General features: G+C 57.5%; 16 protein-coding genes. 13 read left to right on the top strand and 3 right to left on the bottom strand.

The annotated features are described in order from the left end of the window. Positions 1–12 precede the first annotated feature (12 nt). The gene (locus tag LRO94_RS22860) at positions 13–930 is read right to left on the bottom strand and encodes a putative 2-dehydropantoate 2-reductase (RefSeq protein ID WP_032890897.1); all 918 of its coding nucleotides are present in this window, start codon (positions 928–930) and stop codon (positions 13–15) included. Between the two features lie 123 nt (positions 931–1053). On the opposite strand from LRO94_RS22860, the gene LRO94_RS22855 reads away from it, so the two are divergent. Together LRO94_RS22855 and LRO94_RS22850 are read left to right on the top strand one after the other, a co-directional pair. After that, the gene (locus tag LRO94_RS22855) at positions 1054–1539 is read left to right on the top strand and encodes a YajQ family cyclic di-GMP-binding protein (RefSeq protein ID WP_003175814.1); all 486 of its coding nucleotides are present in this window, start codon (positions 1054–1056) and stop codon (positions 1537–1539) included. Positions 1540–1675: 136 nt separating this feature from the next. Beyond that, positions 1676–2515, top strand: coding sequence for a mechanosensitive ion channel family protein (locus tag LRO94_RS22850; protein WP_032890899.1), 840 nt, complete (start codon positions 1676–1678; stop codon positions 2513–2515). Between the two features lie 267 nt (positions 2516–2782). Here LRO94_RS22850 and LRO94_RS22845 read toward each other — a convergent pair whose 3' ends face one another. Continuing rightward, positions 2783–4123, bottom strand: coding sequence for an OprD family porin (locus LRO94_RS22845; RefSeq protein ID WP_032890901.1), 1341 nt, complete (start codon positions 4121–4123; stop codon positions 2783–2785). 742 nt (positions 4124–4865) lie between these two features. Here LRO94_RS22845 and LRO94_RS22840 point away from each other — a divergent pair. Beyond that, on the top strand, positions 4866–5291 hold the full coding sequence (locus LRO94_RS22840; RefSeq protein WP_032890903.1) for an HIT domain-containing protein: 426 nt from the start codon (positions 4866–4868) through the stop codon (positions 5289–5291). Between the two features lie 3 nt (positions 5292–5294). Next, complete coding sequence (locus LRO94_RS22835) at positions 5295–5501, top strand: SlyX family protein (RefSeq protein ID WP_032890904.1); 207 nt, start codon at positions 5295–5297, stop codon at positions 5499–5501. A 69-nt stretch (positions 5502–5570) separates the two neighbouring features. On the opposite strand, the gene LRO94_RS27955 is transcribed toward LRO94_RS22835, so the two are convergent. Next, positions 5571–6173 (bottom strand): cold-shock protein, encoded by a 603-nt coding sequence (locus LRO94_RS27955; protein ID WP_032890906.1) that lies wholly within the window; start codon positions 6171–6173, stop codon positions 5571–5573. A gap of 426 nt (positions 6174–6599) precedes the next feature. Here LRO94_RS27955 and LRO94_RS22825 point away from each other — a divergent pair, with 426 nt between their 5' ends. The 9 genes from LRO94_RS22825 to ybgC all read left to right on the top strand — a co-directional run bounded on the left by LRO94_RS22825 (position 6600) and on the right by ybgC (position 13777). Beyond that, the gene (locus LRO94_RS22825) at positions 6600–7073 is read left to right on the top strand and encodes a Dps family protein (protein WP_003193874.1); all 474 of its coding nucleotides are present in this window, start codon (positions 6600–6602) and stop codon (positions 7071–7073) included. Between the two features lie 180 nt (positions 7074–7253). Further along, positions 7254–7595 carry a ribbon-helix-helix domain-containing protein gene (locus tag LRO94_RS22820; RefSeq protein WP_095185763.1) on the top strand — a complete coding sequence of 114 codons (342 nt, stop codon included), beginning with the start codon at positions 7254–7256 and terminating at the stop codon, positions 7593–7595. Positions 7596–7774: 179 nt separating this feature from the next. Continuing rightward, complete coding sequence (locus LRO94_RS22815; protein WP_010208103.1) at positions 7775–7996, top strand: FmdB family zinc ribbon protein; 222 nt, start codon at positions 7775–7777, stop codon at positions 7994–7996. A gap of 107 nt (positions 7997–8103) precedes the next feature. Beyond that, positions 8104–9879: an aspartate--tRNA ligase gene (aspS, locus tag LRO94_RS22810; RefSeq protein ID WP_032890910.1), complete on the top strand. Its 1776-nt coding sequence runs from the start codon at positions 8104–8106 to the stop codon at positions 9877–9879. 135 nt (positions 9880–10014) lie between these two features. Beyond that, positions 10015–10761 (top strand): YebC/PmpR family DNA-binding transcriptional regulator, encoded by a 747-nt coding sequence (locus LRO94_RS22805; RefSeq protein ID WP_122753129.1) that lies wholly within the window; start codon positions 10015–10017, stop codon positions 10759–10761. A gap of 157 nt (positions 10762–10918) precedes the next feature. Next, the gene (gene ruvC / locus LRO94_RS22800) at positions 10919–11443 is read left to right on the top strand and encodes a crossover junction endodeoxyribonuclease RuvC (protein WP_032890913.1); all 525 of its coding nucleotides are present in this window, start codon (positions 10919–10921) and stop codon (positions 11441–11443) included. Positions 11444–11511: 68 nt separating this feature from the next. Next, on the top strand, positions 11512–12123 hold the full coding sequence (gene ruvA / locus LRO94_RS22795; RefSeq protein WP_003175802.1) for a Holliday junction branch migration protein RuvA: 612 nt from the start codon (positions 11512–11514) through the stop codon (positions 12121–12123). After that, positions 12124–13182, top strand: coding sequence for a Holliday junction branch migration DNA helicase RuvB (gene ruvB / locus LRO94_RS22790; RefSeq protein WP_003175801.1), 1059 nt, complete (start codon positions 12124–12126; stop codon positions 13180–13182). It abuts the gene before it with no gap. Between the two features lie 139 nt (positions 13183–13321). Continuing rightward, positions 13322–13777 (top strand): tol-pal system-associated acyl-CoA thioesterase, encoded by a 456-nt coding sequence (ybgC, locus tag LRO94_RS22785; RefSeq protein ID WP_032890914.1) that lies wholly within the window; start codon positions 13322–13324, stop codon positions 13775–13777. Position 13778 lies beyond the last annotated feature (1 nt).

The raw sequence follows: 13778 nt of genomic DNA, 5'->3' as shown, positions 1-13778 counted from the left end.
GTAGCGCGTGGTTCAGTCGCGGGGCAATCCGCGTGCAACTAACTGATCAATCAAACGCACCTGCAACTGCTGCAAATGCGGCAGGTTCAATTGGTGGCGTGCGGCCGCCTGGCAAGCATAGCCCAACAGGTAACTGATTTCGGTGCGGCGGGCGTTGGCGACGTCCTGGTACATGGAGGAGTAGTTAGCGGCTGTGGCGTGGATCACCCGTTCCACTTCGTGTTGCAGGTCCAGCGCGGCGTCGGGTTGGCCGCAACATTCCAGCAGCTCACCGAGTTCAGCGCACAGGGTTGCCACTTCACATTGATGGGTTTGCAGTTCGCCGTTGCGGCACTGGTAAAGCACGGTCAGCGGGTTGATCGCGCAATTGAGCGCGAGCTTGCGCCATAGCCTCGTAAGAATGTCGGTGCTCCATTCGTGGGGGATGCCGGCGGCGTGAAGGTCGTTCAGCCACAGCGGTGGGGCAGGGTGGGCTGCATCCCCCAGCCAGGTGTAGCCGTGGCCTGCAAACACCACGCGCCAATCGCCGTCGCGAAACGCGCCTTCGGTGCTGGAGGCGAAGATGCAGCGTGCTTGGGGGAACTGAGCAACCACTGCGTCCTGGCTGCCAAGGCCGTTTTGCAAAAGGACCAGCTCGGCGTGTGGCGACAGGCGATGCTGCAAATGTGCGACGGCGCTCTGGGCGTCGTAGGCTTTGCACGCAACCAGCAGGCGATGAATCGGCTCGGGGTTGTCAGGCGTTTCGCCAATCACCGGATAAGTCTTTTCTATACCGTGTTCGACCAACGTCAGCCCCTTACCGGCCTGATAGCTGGCAAGGCGCGCCTTATCGCGCAGAATCATCCTCACGGGCAGGCCGGCGCGAGCCAAGCGCGTGGCCCAGAGTGTGCCCAGGCTGCCGGCGCCGAGAATATGCCAGGTGGTCGACATCAGTTTGTGCTCCGTAGGGTCGCCTGCGGTGAACGGGGCGAAAGAACCGCTATAATGCCCCGGCATTTTAGCTCGGGCGCGCTCCATCTCTACTGAACCCGCCCCTTATATTGGAGAAATCACATGCCTTCGTTCGACGTGGTATCTGAACTGGACAAACACGAAGTCACCAACGCCGTCGAGAACGCCGTCAAGGAGCTGGACCGTCGCTATGACCTGAAGGGCAAGGGCAGCTTCGAGTTCAAGGAAAAGGAACTGACCGTCAACCTGACCGCTGAAGCCGATTTCCAGCTGGAAGCGATGATCGAGATCCTCAAGCTGTCGTTGGTCAAGCGCAAGATCGATGCACAGTGCCTTGAAATCAAGGACGCCTACGCTTCCGGCAAGCTGATGAAGCAGGAAGCAGTGTTAAAGGAAGGCATCGACAAGGAGCTGGCGAAGAAGATCGTCGCCCATATCAAGGACGCCAAGCTGAAAGTCCAGGCGGCCATCCAGGGTGAGCAGGTTCGCGTCACTGGCAAGAAACGTGATGACCTGCAAGAGGCCATCGCTGCCCTGCGCGCCAAAACCTTCGACATGCCGCTGCAGTTCAATAACTTCCGCGACTGATGGCATTTTGGGGAACCAGCGGGCGATTTTGACGTCCCACGCCCCATAACCTGTGCCTGCACTTGAGCCCTACGGGGCTCATTTGCGTTTTTAGGCCGTCAATAAAGCCGCACATCCGCCAAACAGGAGACGATAGATGGATTTCAATGCTGAAGTGGATCACCTGATCAAGACCTCACAGTCGTGGATCCCGATGATCATGGAATACGGCAGCCGAGTACTACTGGCAGTGATCACCCTGGCCATTGGCTGGTGGCTGATCAACGTATTGACCCACCGTGTAGGTCGCTTGCTGGCTCTGCGTAACGCGGACCTGGCACTGCAACACTTCATCACCAGCCTGGCGAACATTGCGCTGAAGGTCATGCTGATTGTCAGCGTGGCCTCGATGATCGGCGTGGCGACTACCTCGTTCGTGGCGGCCATCGGTGCCGCGACCCTGGCCATTGGCTTGGCATTGCAGGGCAGCCTGGCCAACTTCGCCGGTGGCGTGCTGATTCTGTTGTTCCGCCCATTCCGCATTGGTGACTGGATCGAAGCCCAAGGCACCTCGGGCACTGTCGACAGCATCCAGATCTTCCACACCGTGCTGCGCACTGGCGACAACAAGACCGTGATCGTACCTAACGGCATCCTGTCCAACGGCATCATCACCAACACCAACCGTCAGCCGACCCGCAAGGTGGTGTTTGATGTGGGCGTGGATTATGACGCCGACCTGCAAAAAGCCCGTGACGTGCTTCTGGAACTGTCAAAAGATCCCCGTGTACTGACTGATCCTGCAGCGGTTGCGGTGGTCTCGACCTTGGGCGATAGCTCCATCACGGTTTCCCTGCGTTGCTGGACCAAAACCCCGGATTATTGGGATGTAGTCTTCATGCTCAATGAACTGGCGCGTGATCGTTTAAAGGCGGCGGGGATTGATATTCCGTTTCCGCAACGGGTTATTCGTGTGGTTCAGGAAGCGGCTGTGTAATCAGTTGCTTTATTAACTTGGCCGCTCGGTCAGCTATTGCTGTTAAAGACAAGGGGCTTCATGCCCCTTGTTTTTTGTCACTCCCCTTTGGCAACTATCAAGTTTTAATCGACGCCGAGTAACACAACTAGTAAGCCTAGGTTTCTTAGTTAGCTTGCTATGTAAAATTGAAGCGCTTTTTGTAGGTCATAAAAAAACCGGCGACCTGATTAAGGGCGCCGGTTTTTATTAGCGTTACGCGTTAGCGCAATCAGCTGACCACTGAAATTACAAGATGCTCAGTGGGTATTCTACGATCACACGGGTGTCGACCAGGTTGTCGTAGTTGGTCGCGCGGTAATCGCTGTTGGTGCCGCTGTAGATTGCGTTACGAACGCGGAAGGACAGACCTTTGGCCGGGCCTTCTTGCAGTACGTACTTGGCTTCCACGTCCCACTCGTGCTCTTTACCATCGCTGGAATCTGCAACGGTAACGTTGCTACCGCGAGTGTAACGGGTCATGAAGCTCAGACCTGGCACGCCGAACGAGGCCATGTTCAGGTCGTAGCGAGCCTGCCAGGACTTCTCGTCTTCGCCAACGAAGTCGGAGATTTGCACGGAGTTGGCCAGGTAAACGGTACCGCCACCGTCGACACCGTAGTTGTAACCGGTTTTACCAGAGGACTGCTGGTAAGCCAGGGTGAACTTGTGTGCGTCGATGCTATACGCAGCTGCCAGGCTCCAGACGCGGTTGTCCAGGTCGCCGTTCAGCTTCTTGCCGTCGTCCTTGCTGCGGTAGCCGTTGAAGTCGAAACTCAACGATTGCTTGTCGCTCAGCGGCAGGGTGTAGAAGACGTTGACGTACTGTTTCTTCCAGTAGTCTTCAACATCGGAGGCGTGGAACGCGAAAATGAAGTTCTCAAGGCCCGAGTAGGTAAAGCCAGCGATATTCGCTGCACTCAGCCCTGGGTTTTGCTTGCCGGTAACACGGCTGCGACCGTTGATGCTGTCACGGCCCATGCCGGTTTGCGCGCTCAGTGCGGTGAAGCGGCCAGCGGTCAATTCCAGACCTTTGATCTCGTTGCTGGTGATCAAGGTGCCGGTGGCGACTTCAGGCAGCAGACGGCCGTCGTCGGTAGTGAAAACCGGGCTGGATACGAACTGGTTGCCATATTTCAGCACGGTGTCGGAGATGCGGAGTTTTGCTGCCCCAGCCACTTTGGACTGAGTGGATTCTGGCTCGCCAGCGCCATTGGTTGCGAACAGACCGTTACCGGCACGGCCCGCACCGCCATCAAGCTTATAGCTGCCCATGGCCATGGCATCGACGCCGAAGCCGACGGTGCCTTGGGTGAAGCCGGATTGGTAGGTGAGCAACTCGCTGATACCGGTGTCTTGACGGTAGCCGCTGACTTTGTCGTCGGTGCCGGTGGTGTAGGTACCGTTACCACGACGCACGTTACCCACGCCGTCCTTGTAGTCACGGTTCATGTACATTGCACGGGTTTTCGCGGTCAGGGTGCTATCTTCGATAAAGCCCTTTGCGTCGTCCTGAGAGGACGCGATTGCGAACTGCGAGGTGCCTGCAGAAACAGCCAGGGCGATCATGCTCCACTTCATCACGCGCATCGTGATTTGCTCCTTTGGTTTTCGGAAGAGTACTGCCGTCCCACCTGTATTTTTATCTGGGCGGCTCTTTCTTTTTTGTGTCGGCGCAAAGTTATATCACGCAGACTCTAATGACGATACTTACCAAACTTTCCTTTCAGCTTCTTTACGAGGCTGTCGTAAATTGCTAGCTCCATGTCGCAAATTCACAGTCCTGAATGTTACGGGACTGACAACTTCAATGCTGTTTTCAGACCTCTTTCGAAGTTTGAAACCTTCCGTGGGGCGCATCGAAACGCTGCTGTTCTTTTATCGCGAAACACCTGCTTCCAAACGGGTGTCGTTGCCGACGATGTGAGTGTGAATGCAACAAGCGCGCCCAAACCGGTAACCGAATGTCATTTTTTCGTGAAAAGCGTGGTGGGCGTGTAAAAACCTCATAAGTACGGTGTTTTTACGCCGTTTTGTTTGGGCTTGACGTGCATGGGTTACGCCTGTTCGGTGGTACTAAAACACTGTGCCAGAGAAAAACGTTACCGGTTCACCCTACAAGTGGGTAGTCGGCGGATCCCTTTGATGCACAAGTGGGTCATTTTGGTGCGCCCTTGAAAGGCCCGGATTAGCGTAGCTCAAATATTTGCCTGCCTCTTAAGAGTGCAGGTTTTTATCGGTTTGCGTTACGTTGCTGCCATTCGCCGTGAAGCCTGGCGCGTTCAAAGGTATGCTGGCGCCTGAAACTGACCTGCCGAACGGAGTGCCCGTGGTGTTCGCCTTAGATCAACGTTTGCAACAAGACACACTGGTCATCGGGGACTTCCCGCTGTGCCGCCTGCTGCTGTCCAATGATTCGAACTACCCCTGGTTCATCCTGGTGCCGCGTATCAACGGTATCAGCGAAGTGTTTCAGCTGGATGTCGCAGATCAACATACCCTGTGGCAAGAGACCACGGCCTTGGCGCAGTGGCTGAATGAAGGGTTGGCCGCCGACAAGATGAACATTGGCGCGCTGGGCAACGTCGTCAGCCAATTACATGTGCATGTGATCGTACGCAAGCGTGATGACGCTGCCTGGCCTGCTCCAGTGTGGGGCAAGCATCCGGCCCAGCCGTACACTGAAGAGCAACTGGTCGCCATTCGTTCGCGTCTGCGCGAGCTGCTGCCCGCCGACTTTATCTTTACCCAGGGCTGAACCATGGATCTGCAAGACCGCGTCACTGAACTGGAAAGCCGCCTGGCCTTCCAGGACGACACCATCGAAACTCTGAATGACATCCTGGTCACCCAGCAGCGGGCCGTCGAACGGCTGCAGTTGCAGATGACCGCGCTGCTTAAGCGCCAGGAAGAAATGGGCGGGCAATTCGAGTCATCTGAAGAAGAAGCGCCGCCGCCTCACTACTGATCGACAGGCAATAAAAAAACCGCGACCCAGCCAGGCTGGATCGCGGTTTTTTTGCTGCGACGGCTGGAATCAGCGACGCGGCAATGCAGCGATCACGTCTTCGGCTTGTAGGCCTTTGTCGCGATTCATCACGGAAAACTCCACGCGCTGGCCTTCAACCAGAACACGATGGCCTTCGCCGCGAATGGCCCGGAAGTGGACGAAGATATCGTCGCCCGAATCACGGGAAATAAAGCCGAAGCCTTTGGATGTGTTGAACCACTTGACGGTACCGGTATCCCGATTGGTCATGTCGTAGTTTTGCGACGCGGCCGCGGGGGACGAGCGGTAGAAGCTGATAGCCAGGTGAAGAGCGATGGCGACCACAGCAATTACCAGGCTGAGCAGGATGGCCGGATGGCCGCCGACTTCAGGCATGGGTGCCAGGAGGGTGAGGGTTTGTACGACAACGGTCAGTACCAGCAGCGCGCTGACCAGGTTTTGCAGTTGATGGCGCGTGCCTTTGTTCCAGTAAGGGATTACTGGGGCGAGCGTCAGGTTAAGAAGGCCGAACAAGGCCAGGTACAAAGCGTCATGTTGTTGCAGGTAGGGCAGGCTTTCAGGCTGCAGGCTCGGGATAAAGGACAGCAGCAACGCTGCAACGCCCGTTAGCAGGTGGACGATTTTCAACATTTTGATTAACTCACGTTAAGACGGATCACAAGGAAGAGCTGACTGGCACGGTTCGCTTCTGAACAATGGGAGGCGTTGGGCACGTGCACGGGTATCAGCCTATGCCGCTCGCCGTGAAAAAACGGCGGCGACACGCTGCCTATTTAACAGCAAAGGCTGTGCCTACTCAAATCAAGCATTTTCGTGCTTTGCAGGGTGCGGGGCATTTCTGCGTGAAACGCCGGTCCTAGACAGGTGCGGGTGTTTTTTGGGCGTTTGGCGGGAATTTTCCTGCGTGGCTCAAATGACTTGGTTGCCGCCGAAGAGGGCGTAAAGCGCAGGACCATTTGCCGCACCGTGTCCTTGGCGGGCTGCGCGTCAGCAGCACTCTTGCTACAGTGGTCCTGCACCTGATCAATGAATGCTTGTCAATTGAAGGGGATAAACATGGCAATCGATATCGGTATCAGTGAAGAAGATCGTAAATCCATCGTCGATGGGCTATCACGACTGCTTTCCGATACCTATGTACTGTACCTGAAGACCCACAACTTCCATTGGAACGTCACGGGCCCCATGTTTCGGACGCTGCACTTGATGTTCGAAGAGCAGTACAACGAGCTGGCGCTGGCGGTTGACTCTATTGCCGAGCGTATCCGTGCCCTGGGTTTTCCGGCGCCGGGCGCCTATTCGATCTATGCCCGTCTGTCTTCCATCAAGGAAGAAGAGGGCGTACCCAGCGCAGAAGAGATGATCAAGCAGTTGGTGGCGGGCCAGGAAGCTGTCACACGGACCGCGCGGGGTATTTTCCCGCTGCTTGATAAAGTCAGCGATGAGCCGACTGCAGACTTGTTGACTCAGCGTATGCAGGTTCACGAGAAAACCGCGTGGATGCTGCGCTCTCTGCTCGAAAATCAGTAGTCGTTGACCCGGAGTGGCGCCATCGCGGCGCCACTTGCTTGTTTCCATGCATTTCCTAGCGTTGTCCTACGACTTTCAACGTCCCGTCTTCTGGCTGCCTGCCTCGTCCTGCTGTTTTATAGGGTCACTGCCCAATGGGAGGACCCGTGGGCTGCTGTTTGGCAATGGAGTGTCAGGTGTATGTCACGTGGAGTGGATATTGGAGTAATGGAAACCGGTGGTTTTCATAAGATAAACGTCGACCCCTTCGCCAAGGGGTTCGATATGGGGCTGGCCAAGCCAATGTCCCGATCGGTACGGCTCAATGGGTTTTCCACTTGTCTGCGGCTCGAGCAGATCTATTGGAACATCCTCACGGAAATAGCCAGGATCAATGCCTGCTCTGTCAGTGCGCTGCTGTCCTATGTCGATCGGGAAGTGCACTTGCGGTATGGAGGTGTGAAGAACTTCAGTGGCTTGGTCAGGGTTGTGTGCGTGGTTCATCTATTAAAAGGCCGTGTTGCCTCGCCAAACCCTGAGTGATCGGTCGGCTTTGGGGCCGGTCCGCCGTCGAAGTGGACCAGGCTCCGGGCAGAAAGCCGGCTGCGCTGCCTCGATTTACCAGATATAATCTCGCGCTTTGCTGCTGCCGGGGCTTTCTCCCTCTGCTCTACTCCAAGAGCGGGCGCGGCACAGTAACGATCGATCGCCGAGACATCGCCATGCCCATGTACGACTATCAATGTGCTTCCTGTGGACATCAGTTGGAAGCCATCCAGAAGATCAGCGCCGCGCCGTTGGTCGATTGCCCGGCCTGCCAGGCACCCGAGCTCAAGAAGATGTTGTCCATGCCAGGCTTCCGCCTGAGCGGCAGCGGCTGGTACGAGACCGATTTCAAGACCGGCTCGAAGAAGAATCTGGCCGGCGGCGACAAAGCAGACTGAGTTGAACTCCACGCGCAGGCTACTGCATTATCCGTCCCCTGCTTAACTGTGCGGTGACGAGGCAAGCCTCCACCGAATTTCGAATTACGAGAAGTGAAACCACGACCATGATGCGCAGCCACTATTGCGGCCAACTGAACGAGACCCTGGAAGGTCAGGAAATTACCCTTTGCGGATGGGTTCACCGTCGCCGCGACCACGGCGGGGTGATCTTCCTCGATATCCGTGATCGTGATGGTCTGGCCCAAGTGGTATTTGACCCGGACCGCGCCGAGAGCTTCGCCGCCGCTGACCGTGTGCGCAGCGAATACGTCGTGAAGATCACCGGCAAGGTTCGCCTGCGTCCGGCCGGTGCCGTGAACGCGAACATGGCGTCCGGTGCGATCGAAGTGCTGGGTTATGAGCTGGAAGTGCTGAACGAGTCGGAAACTCCGCCGTTTCCACTGAATGAATATTCCGACGTCGGCGAAGAAACCCGCCTGCGCTACCGCTTCCTCGACTTGCGTCGTCCGGAAATGGCCGAGAAGCTGCGTCTGCGTTCGCGCATGACCACCAGCATCCGCCGCTTCCTCGACGAAAACGGCTTCCTTGACGTAGAAACGCCGATCCTTACCCGGGCCACCCCGGAAGGCGCGCGTGACTACCTGGTGCCTAGCCGTACCCACGCCGGTTCGTTCTTCGCTCTGCCGCAATCGCCGCAGTTGTTCAAGCAACTGCTGATGGTGGCCGGCTTCGACCGTTACTACCAGATCGCCAAGTGCTTCCGCGACGAAGACCTGCGCGCCGACCGCCAGCCGGAATTCACCCAGATCGACATCGAGACCAGTTTCCTCGATGAAAAAGAGATCATGGGCCTGACCGAGCAGATGATCCGCAACCTGTTCAAGGAAGTGCTGGACCTGGAATTCGGCGAATTCCCGCACATGACCTTCGAAGAAGCCATGCGCCGCTACGGCTCCGACAAGCCAGACCTGCGTAACCCGTTGGAACTGGTGGACGTTGCCGACCAACTGAAAGAAGTTGATTTCAAAGTTTTCAGCGGCCCGGCCAACGACCCTAAATGCCGCATCGCGGCCCTGCGCGTGCCTGGCGGCGCGAGCATGCCGCGCAAGCAGATCGACGACTACACCAAGTTTGTCGGCATCTACGGTGCCAAGGGCCTGGCGTACATCAAGGTCAACGAGCGCGCCAACGGTGTTGACGGTCTGCAATCGCCGATCGTGAAAAACATTCCGCTGGACAACCTCAACGCGATTCTGGATCGCGTTGGCGCGGTCGACGGCGACATCGTGTTCTTCGGTGCAGACAAAGCCAAGATCGTCAGCGAAGCCTTGGGCGCGCTGCGTATCAAGCTGGGCCACGACCTGGACCTGCTGACTTGCAAGTGGGCACCGATGTGGGTTGTCGACTTCCCGATGTTCGAAGAGAACGACGACGGCAGCTTCAGCGCCTTGCACCATCCGTTCACCGCGCCGAAGTGCTCGCCTGAGGAATTGGAAGCCAACCCGGCTGGCGCACTGTCCCGTGCCTACGACATGGTGCTAAACGGCACCGAACTGGGTGGCGGTTCGATCCGTATCCATCGCAAAGAGATGCAACAAGCGGTATTCCGCCTGTTGGGCATCAACGAAGCGGAGCAGGAAGAGAAGTTCGGCTTCCTTCTCGACGCCCTGAAGTACGGCGCGCCGCCTCACGGTGGCCTGGCGTTCGGTCTCGACCGTCTGGTGATGCTGATGACCGGTGCCCAGTCGATCCGTGAAGTGATCGCCTTCCCGAAAACCCAGAGTGCTGCGGACGTCATGACCCAGGCTCCGGGTGTGGTGGATGCCAAGGCGCTGCGCGAACTGCACATCCGTCTGCGCGAGACGCCAAAGGCTGAGTAAGGCTGCTGCGTGAAAGCGCTATAGGGTTTTACGCAGTCAAAAAGGCGCATCTTCGGATGCGCCTTTGCGTTAAAGAGCTGTATCCCGCCTGGGGCGGGGTTGATCAAGGTTTCTAGAGAATTTCGGAGTTGTGTTATGGCTGGCCATTCCAAGTGGGCGAACATCAAGCACCGCAAAGAGCGTCAGGATGCCAAGAAAGGCAAGATTTTCACCAAGTGGATTCGCGAGCTGACCGTCGCTGCCCGTCAAGGCGGTGGTGATCCGGGCTCCAACCCGCGTCTGCGCCTGGCACTGGACAAAGCGCTCGGCGCCAACATGAGCCGCGACATTATCGACCGCGCTGTGGCCCGTGGTGCCGGCGCTGCCGATACCGACGACATGGTTGAGCTGACCTACGAAGGCTATGGCCCAGGCGGCGTGGCGGTGATGGTCGAGTGCATGACCGATAACCGCAACCGCACTGCCGCAGCTGTGCGCCATGCGTTCAGCAAATGCGGGGGCAACCTCGGCACCGACGGTTCGGTGGCTTACCTGTTTGAGCGCAAGGGCCAGATATCCTTCGCGCCGGGTGTGGATGAGGATGCGCTGATGGAGGCCGCCATGGAGGCCGATGCCGACGATGTGGTCACCAACGAAGATGGCTCCATCGACGTGTTTACCTCGTTTGCCGGATTCTACGCCGTGCGTAACGCCCTGGAAGCGGCCGGCTTCAAAGGCTCCGACGCCGAGATCGTGATGCTGCCGACCACCAGTGCCGAGTTGGACTTGGATGGCGCGCAGAAGGTGCTGAAGCTGCTGGATATGCTGGAAGACCTGGATGATGTGCAAAACGTGTATTCCAACGCCGACATCCCGGAATCCGTGGCCGAACAGCTAGTCTGAGGAATGACGTAGATCCAAATGTGGGAGGGGGCTTGCTCCCGATGGCGGTCGTCCAGTTAGACATAAGCTGACTGACACACTGCTATCGGGAGCAAGCCCCCTCCCACATTGGAACTACGGTGTATCAAAAAATGTGTTTATCCAACCTGCAGGCGTTATGACTTTAATCCTAGGTATCGACCCCGGTTCGCGCATCACCGGCTTTGGTGTGGTGCAACACACCCCGCGCGGCTGCGTCTATGTCGCCTCGGGCTGCATCCGCACCGGCGCGGGCGAGTTAGCCGAGCGCCTGCAGATTGTTTATCGCGGCGTGCGCGAAGTGATCCAGACCTACGGGCCGGTGACCATGGGCATTGAAAAGGTGTTCATGGCAAAAAACGCTGACTCGGCGTTGAAGCTCGGCCAAGCCCGTGGCGCTGCCATCGTCGCCGGCGCCGAAGAGAGCCTGGAAATCGCGGAATACACTGCTACTCAGGTCAAGCAGGCCGTGGTCGGCACCGGCGCCGCTAATAAAGAGCAGGTTCAGATGATGGTCATGCACATGCTCAAGCTCACCTCAAAACCGCAGATTGATGCCTCTGACGCCCTGGCTATTGCCATTTGCCATGCACACACCCGTTCCAGCCTGCTTCCCCACGGGTTGGGCACAGCACGCAGTCGTGGCGGGCGGCTGCGTCTCTGATAGCATCAGCGCAATCGAAATTTGCGGTCAGGCCTCGTTCTGACCCCCACGCTTTAAGGATTTGAACCGTGATTGGACGCTTGCGCGGCACCCTGGCTGAGAAACAGCCGCCGCATCTGATTCTGGATGTAAACGGGTTGGGGTATGAACTCGAAGTGCCCATGACCACACTCTATCGCCTACCGTCGGTCGGTGAGCCGATAACGCTGCATACCCATTTGGTGGTGCGCGAAGACGCGCAACTACTCTATGGTTTCATCGGCAAGCGTGACCGAGACTTTTTTCGCGAACTGATTCGCCTCAATGGCGTAGGGCCGAAACTGGCGCTGGCCTTGATGTCGAGCCTGGAAGTAGACGAGTTGGTGCGTGCCGTTTCGGCCCAGGACACCTCGGCTTTGACCAAGGTACCGGGTGTGGGCAAGAAAACCGCCGAGCGCCTGTTGGTCGAGCTCAAAGACCGCTTCAAGGCCTGGGAGGTTGTGCCGAGCATGTTCGCCCTGGTGCCGAACCAACCGGATATGCCGGCGGGCCAAGTAGCGAGCGCCGAAAGCGATGCGGTCAGCGCGCTTATCTCTCTGGGCTATAAGCCGCAGGAGGCAAGCAAGGCGGTGTCGGCGATTAAAGACAAGAACCTGAGCAGCGAAGACATGATCCGCCGAGCCCTGAAGGGAATGATTTAAGTGATTGAAGCTGATCGTCTGATTGCGGCCACTGGTCCGCGCGACCGTGAAGAAGTTCAGGACCGGGCCATCCGCCCCCTGAGCCTGGCCGACTACATCGGCCAGCCCACCGTGCGTGAGCAAATGGAGTTGTTTATCCAGGCCGCGCGCGGGCGCAGTGAGTCCCTGGATCACACATTGATTTTCGGTCCACCGGGGCTGGGTAAAACCACCCTGGCCAATATCATTGCGCAGGAAATGGGGGTGTCGATCAAATCCACCTCCGGCCCGGTGTTGGAGCGTCCGGGTGATCTTGCGGCGCTGCTCACCAACCTTGAACCTCACGACGTACTGTTTATCGACGAGATTCACCGGTTGTCGCCCATCGTTGAGGAAGTGCTGTACCCGGCGATGGAGGACTTTCAGCTCGACATCATGATCGGCGAAGGTCCGGCGGCGCGCTCGATCAAGCTCGACCTGCCACCGTTCACCCTGGTGGGGGCGACGACTCGTGCGGGCATGCTCACCAACCCATTGCGAGACCGTTTCGGCATTGTTCAGCGTCTTGAGTTCTATAGCACGGCGGATCTGGCGACCATCGTCAGCCGTTCGGCGAGCATACTTGGCTTGCCCTTGGACCCGGAAGGCGCGTTTGAGATTGCGCGTCGTGCCCGTGGCACGCCACGGATCGCCAACCGATTGCTGCGTCGTGTGCGCGATTTTGCTGAAGTGCGGGCCAAGGGGCATATCACCAAGGCAGTGGCTGACTTGGCGCTGAACTTGCTGGACGTGGACGAGCATGGTTTCGATCACCAGGATCGACGTCTACTCTTGACCATGATCGAGAAATTCGACGGCGGCCCGGTGGGCGTTGACAGCCTGGCTGCGGCCATCAGTGAAGAGCGGCACACCATTGAGGATGTTCTTGAGCCGTACCTGATCCAGCAGGGCTACATCATGCGTACGCCAAGGGGGCGGGTGGTGACGCGTCACGCTTATCTGCACTTTGGGTTAAACATTCCGTCACGATTGGGTGAGATGCCCGTGGTAGACGAATTCCTCGATGCAGTGGACGATTAAAAGCTTCATGGGAGTCGATTTATTCGATGTTTGTGCTGTCCCAGTGTCTGGCGTCGTCATTCAGTCACTGCAAATGTTTCAAAGAATGAAAAAACAGTTGCCCAGCCGGATTGGCAACCTCAGGAGTAAGCACTAGAGTATGCGCGCGCAAAACGGGGATCAGTCGTTCGCACATCGCTGTCGCGTTTATTACGAGGACACCGATGCCGGCGGCATCGTTTATTACGTCAATTACCTCAAGTTCATGGAGCGGGCTCGAACCGAGCGGCTACGGGAGCTGGGCTTTGCCCAATCCCAGCTGGCAGGGGAGGACCTGTTATTCGTCGTGCATTCCAGCGAGGCGCGTTACCACGCGCCGGCGCGACTGGACGACGAGCTTCTGGTTAGCGCTGAAGTAATCGAATTGAACCGTGCCAGCCTGCGTTTCAAGCAGCAGGTCAGGCGGGCAACGGATGCAACGCTGCTCTGTGAGGGGCAGTTCCTGGTGGCGTGTGTACGCACCAACAGTTTGAAACCTCGGGCCATTCCCGAAACTCTACGTGCGGCCTTTGCCGCCGTGAGCGGCGCGGGTAAACAATCAAAGCAGGAGATTTAGC

Origin of the sequence: Pseudomonas sivasensis (assembly GCF_021391435.1) — a bacterium.
In the GTDB taxonomy this organism is placed as follows: domain Bacteria; phylum Pseudomonadota; class Gammaproteobacteria; order Pseudomonadales; family Pseudomonadaceae; genus Aquipseudomonas; species Aquipseudomonas sivasensis.
Note: the sequence above shows the minus strand (reverse complement) of the source record. Positions and strands in the feature narration are given on the sequence as shown.

What these genes read in the sequence shown, in the direction of transcription:
- LRO94_RS22860 (WP_032890897.1), bottom strand. Translation starts at nt 930, where the DNA reads ATGTCGACCACCTGGCATATTCTCGGCGCCGGCAGCCTGGGCACACTC.
- LRO94_RS22855 (WP_003175814.1), top strand. Translation starts at nt 1,054, where the DNA reads ATGCCTTCGTTCGACGTGGTATCTGAACTGGACAAACACGAAGTCACC.
- LRO94_RS22850 (WP_032890899.1), top strand. Translation starts at nt 1,676, where the DNA reads ATGGATTTCAATGCTGAAGTGGATCACCTGATCAAGACCTCACAGTCG.
- LRO94_RS22845 (WP_032890901.1), bottom strand. Translation starts at nt 4,123, where the DNA reads ATGCGCGTGATGAAGTGGAGCATGATCGCCCTGGCTGTTTCTGCAGGC.
- LRO94_RS22835 (WP_032890904.1), top strand. Translation starts at nt 5,295, where the DNA reads ATGGATCTGCAAGACCGCGTCACTGAACTGGAAAGCCGCCTGGCCTTC.
- LRO94_RS27955 (WP_032890906.1), bottom strand. Translation starts at nt 6,173, where the DNA reads ATGTTGAAAATCGTCCACCTGCTAACGGGCGTTGCAGCGTTGCTGCTG.
- LRO94_RS22825 (WP_003193874.1), top strand. Translation starts at nt 6,600, where the DNA reads ATGGCAATCGATATCGGTATCAGTGAAGAAGATCGTAAATCCATCGTC.
- LRO94_RS22820 (WP_095185763.1), top strand. Translation starts at nt 7,254, where the DNA reads ATGTCACGTGGAGTGGATATTGGAGTAATGGAAACCGGTGGTTTTCAT.
- LRO94_RS22815 (WP_010208103.1), top strand. Translation starts at nt 7,775, where the DNA reads ATGCCCATGTACGACTATCAATGTGCTTCCTGTGGACATCAGTTGGAA.
- aspS (WP_032890910.1), top strand. Translation starts at nt 8,104, where the DNA reads ATGATGCGCAGCCACTATTGCGGCCAACTGAACGAGACCCTGGAAGGT.
- LRO94_RS22805 (WP_122753129.1), top strand. Translation starts at nt 10,015, where the DNA reads ATGGCTGGCCATTCCAAGTGGGCGAACATCAAGCACCGCAAAGAGCGT.
- ruvC (WP_032890913.1), top strand. Translation starts at nt 10,919, where the DNA reads ATGACTTTAATCCTAGGTATCGACCCCGGTTCGCGCATCACCGGCTTT.
- ybgC (WP_032890914.1), top strand. Translation starts at nt 13,322, where the DNA reads ATGCGCGCGCAAAACGGGGATCAGTCGTTCGCACATCGCTGTCGCGTT.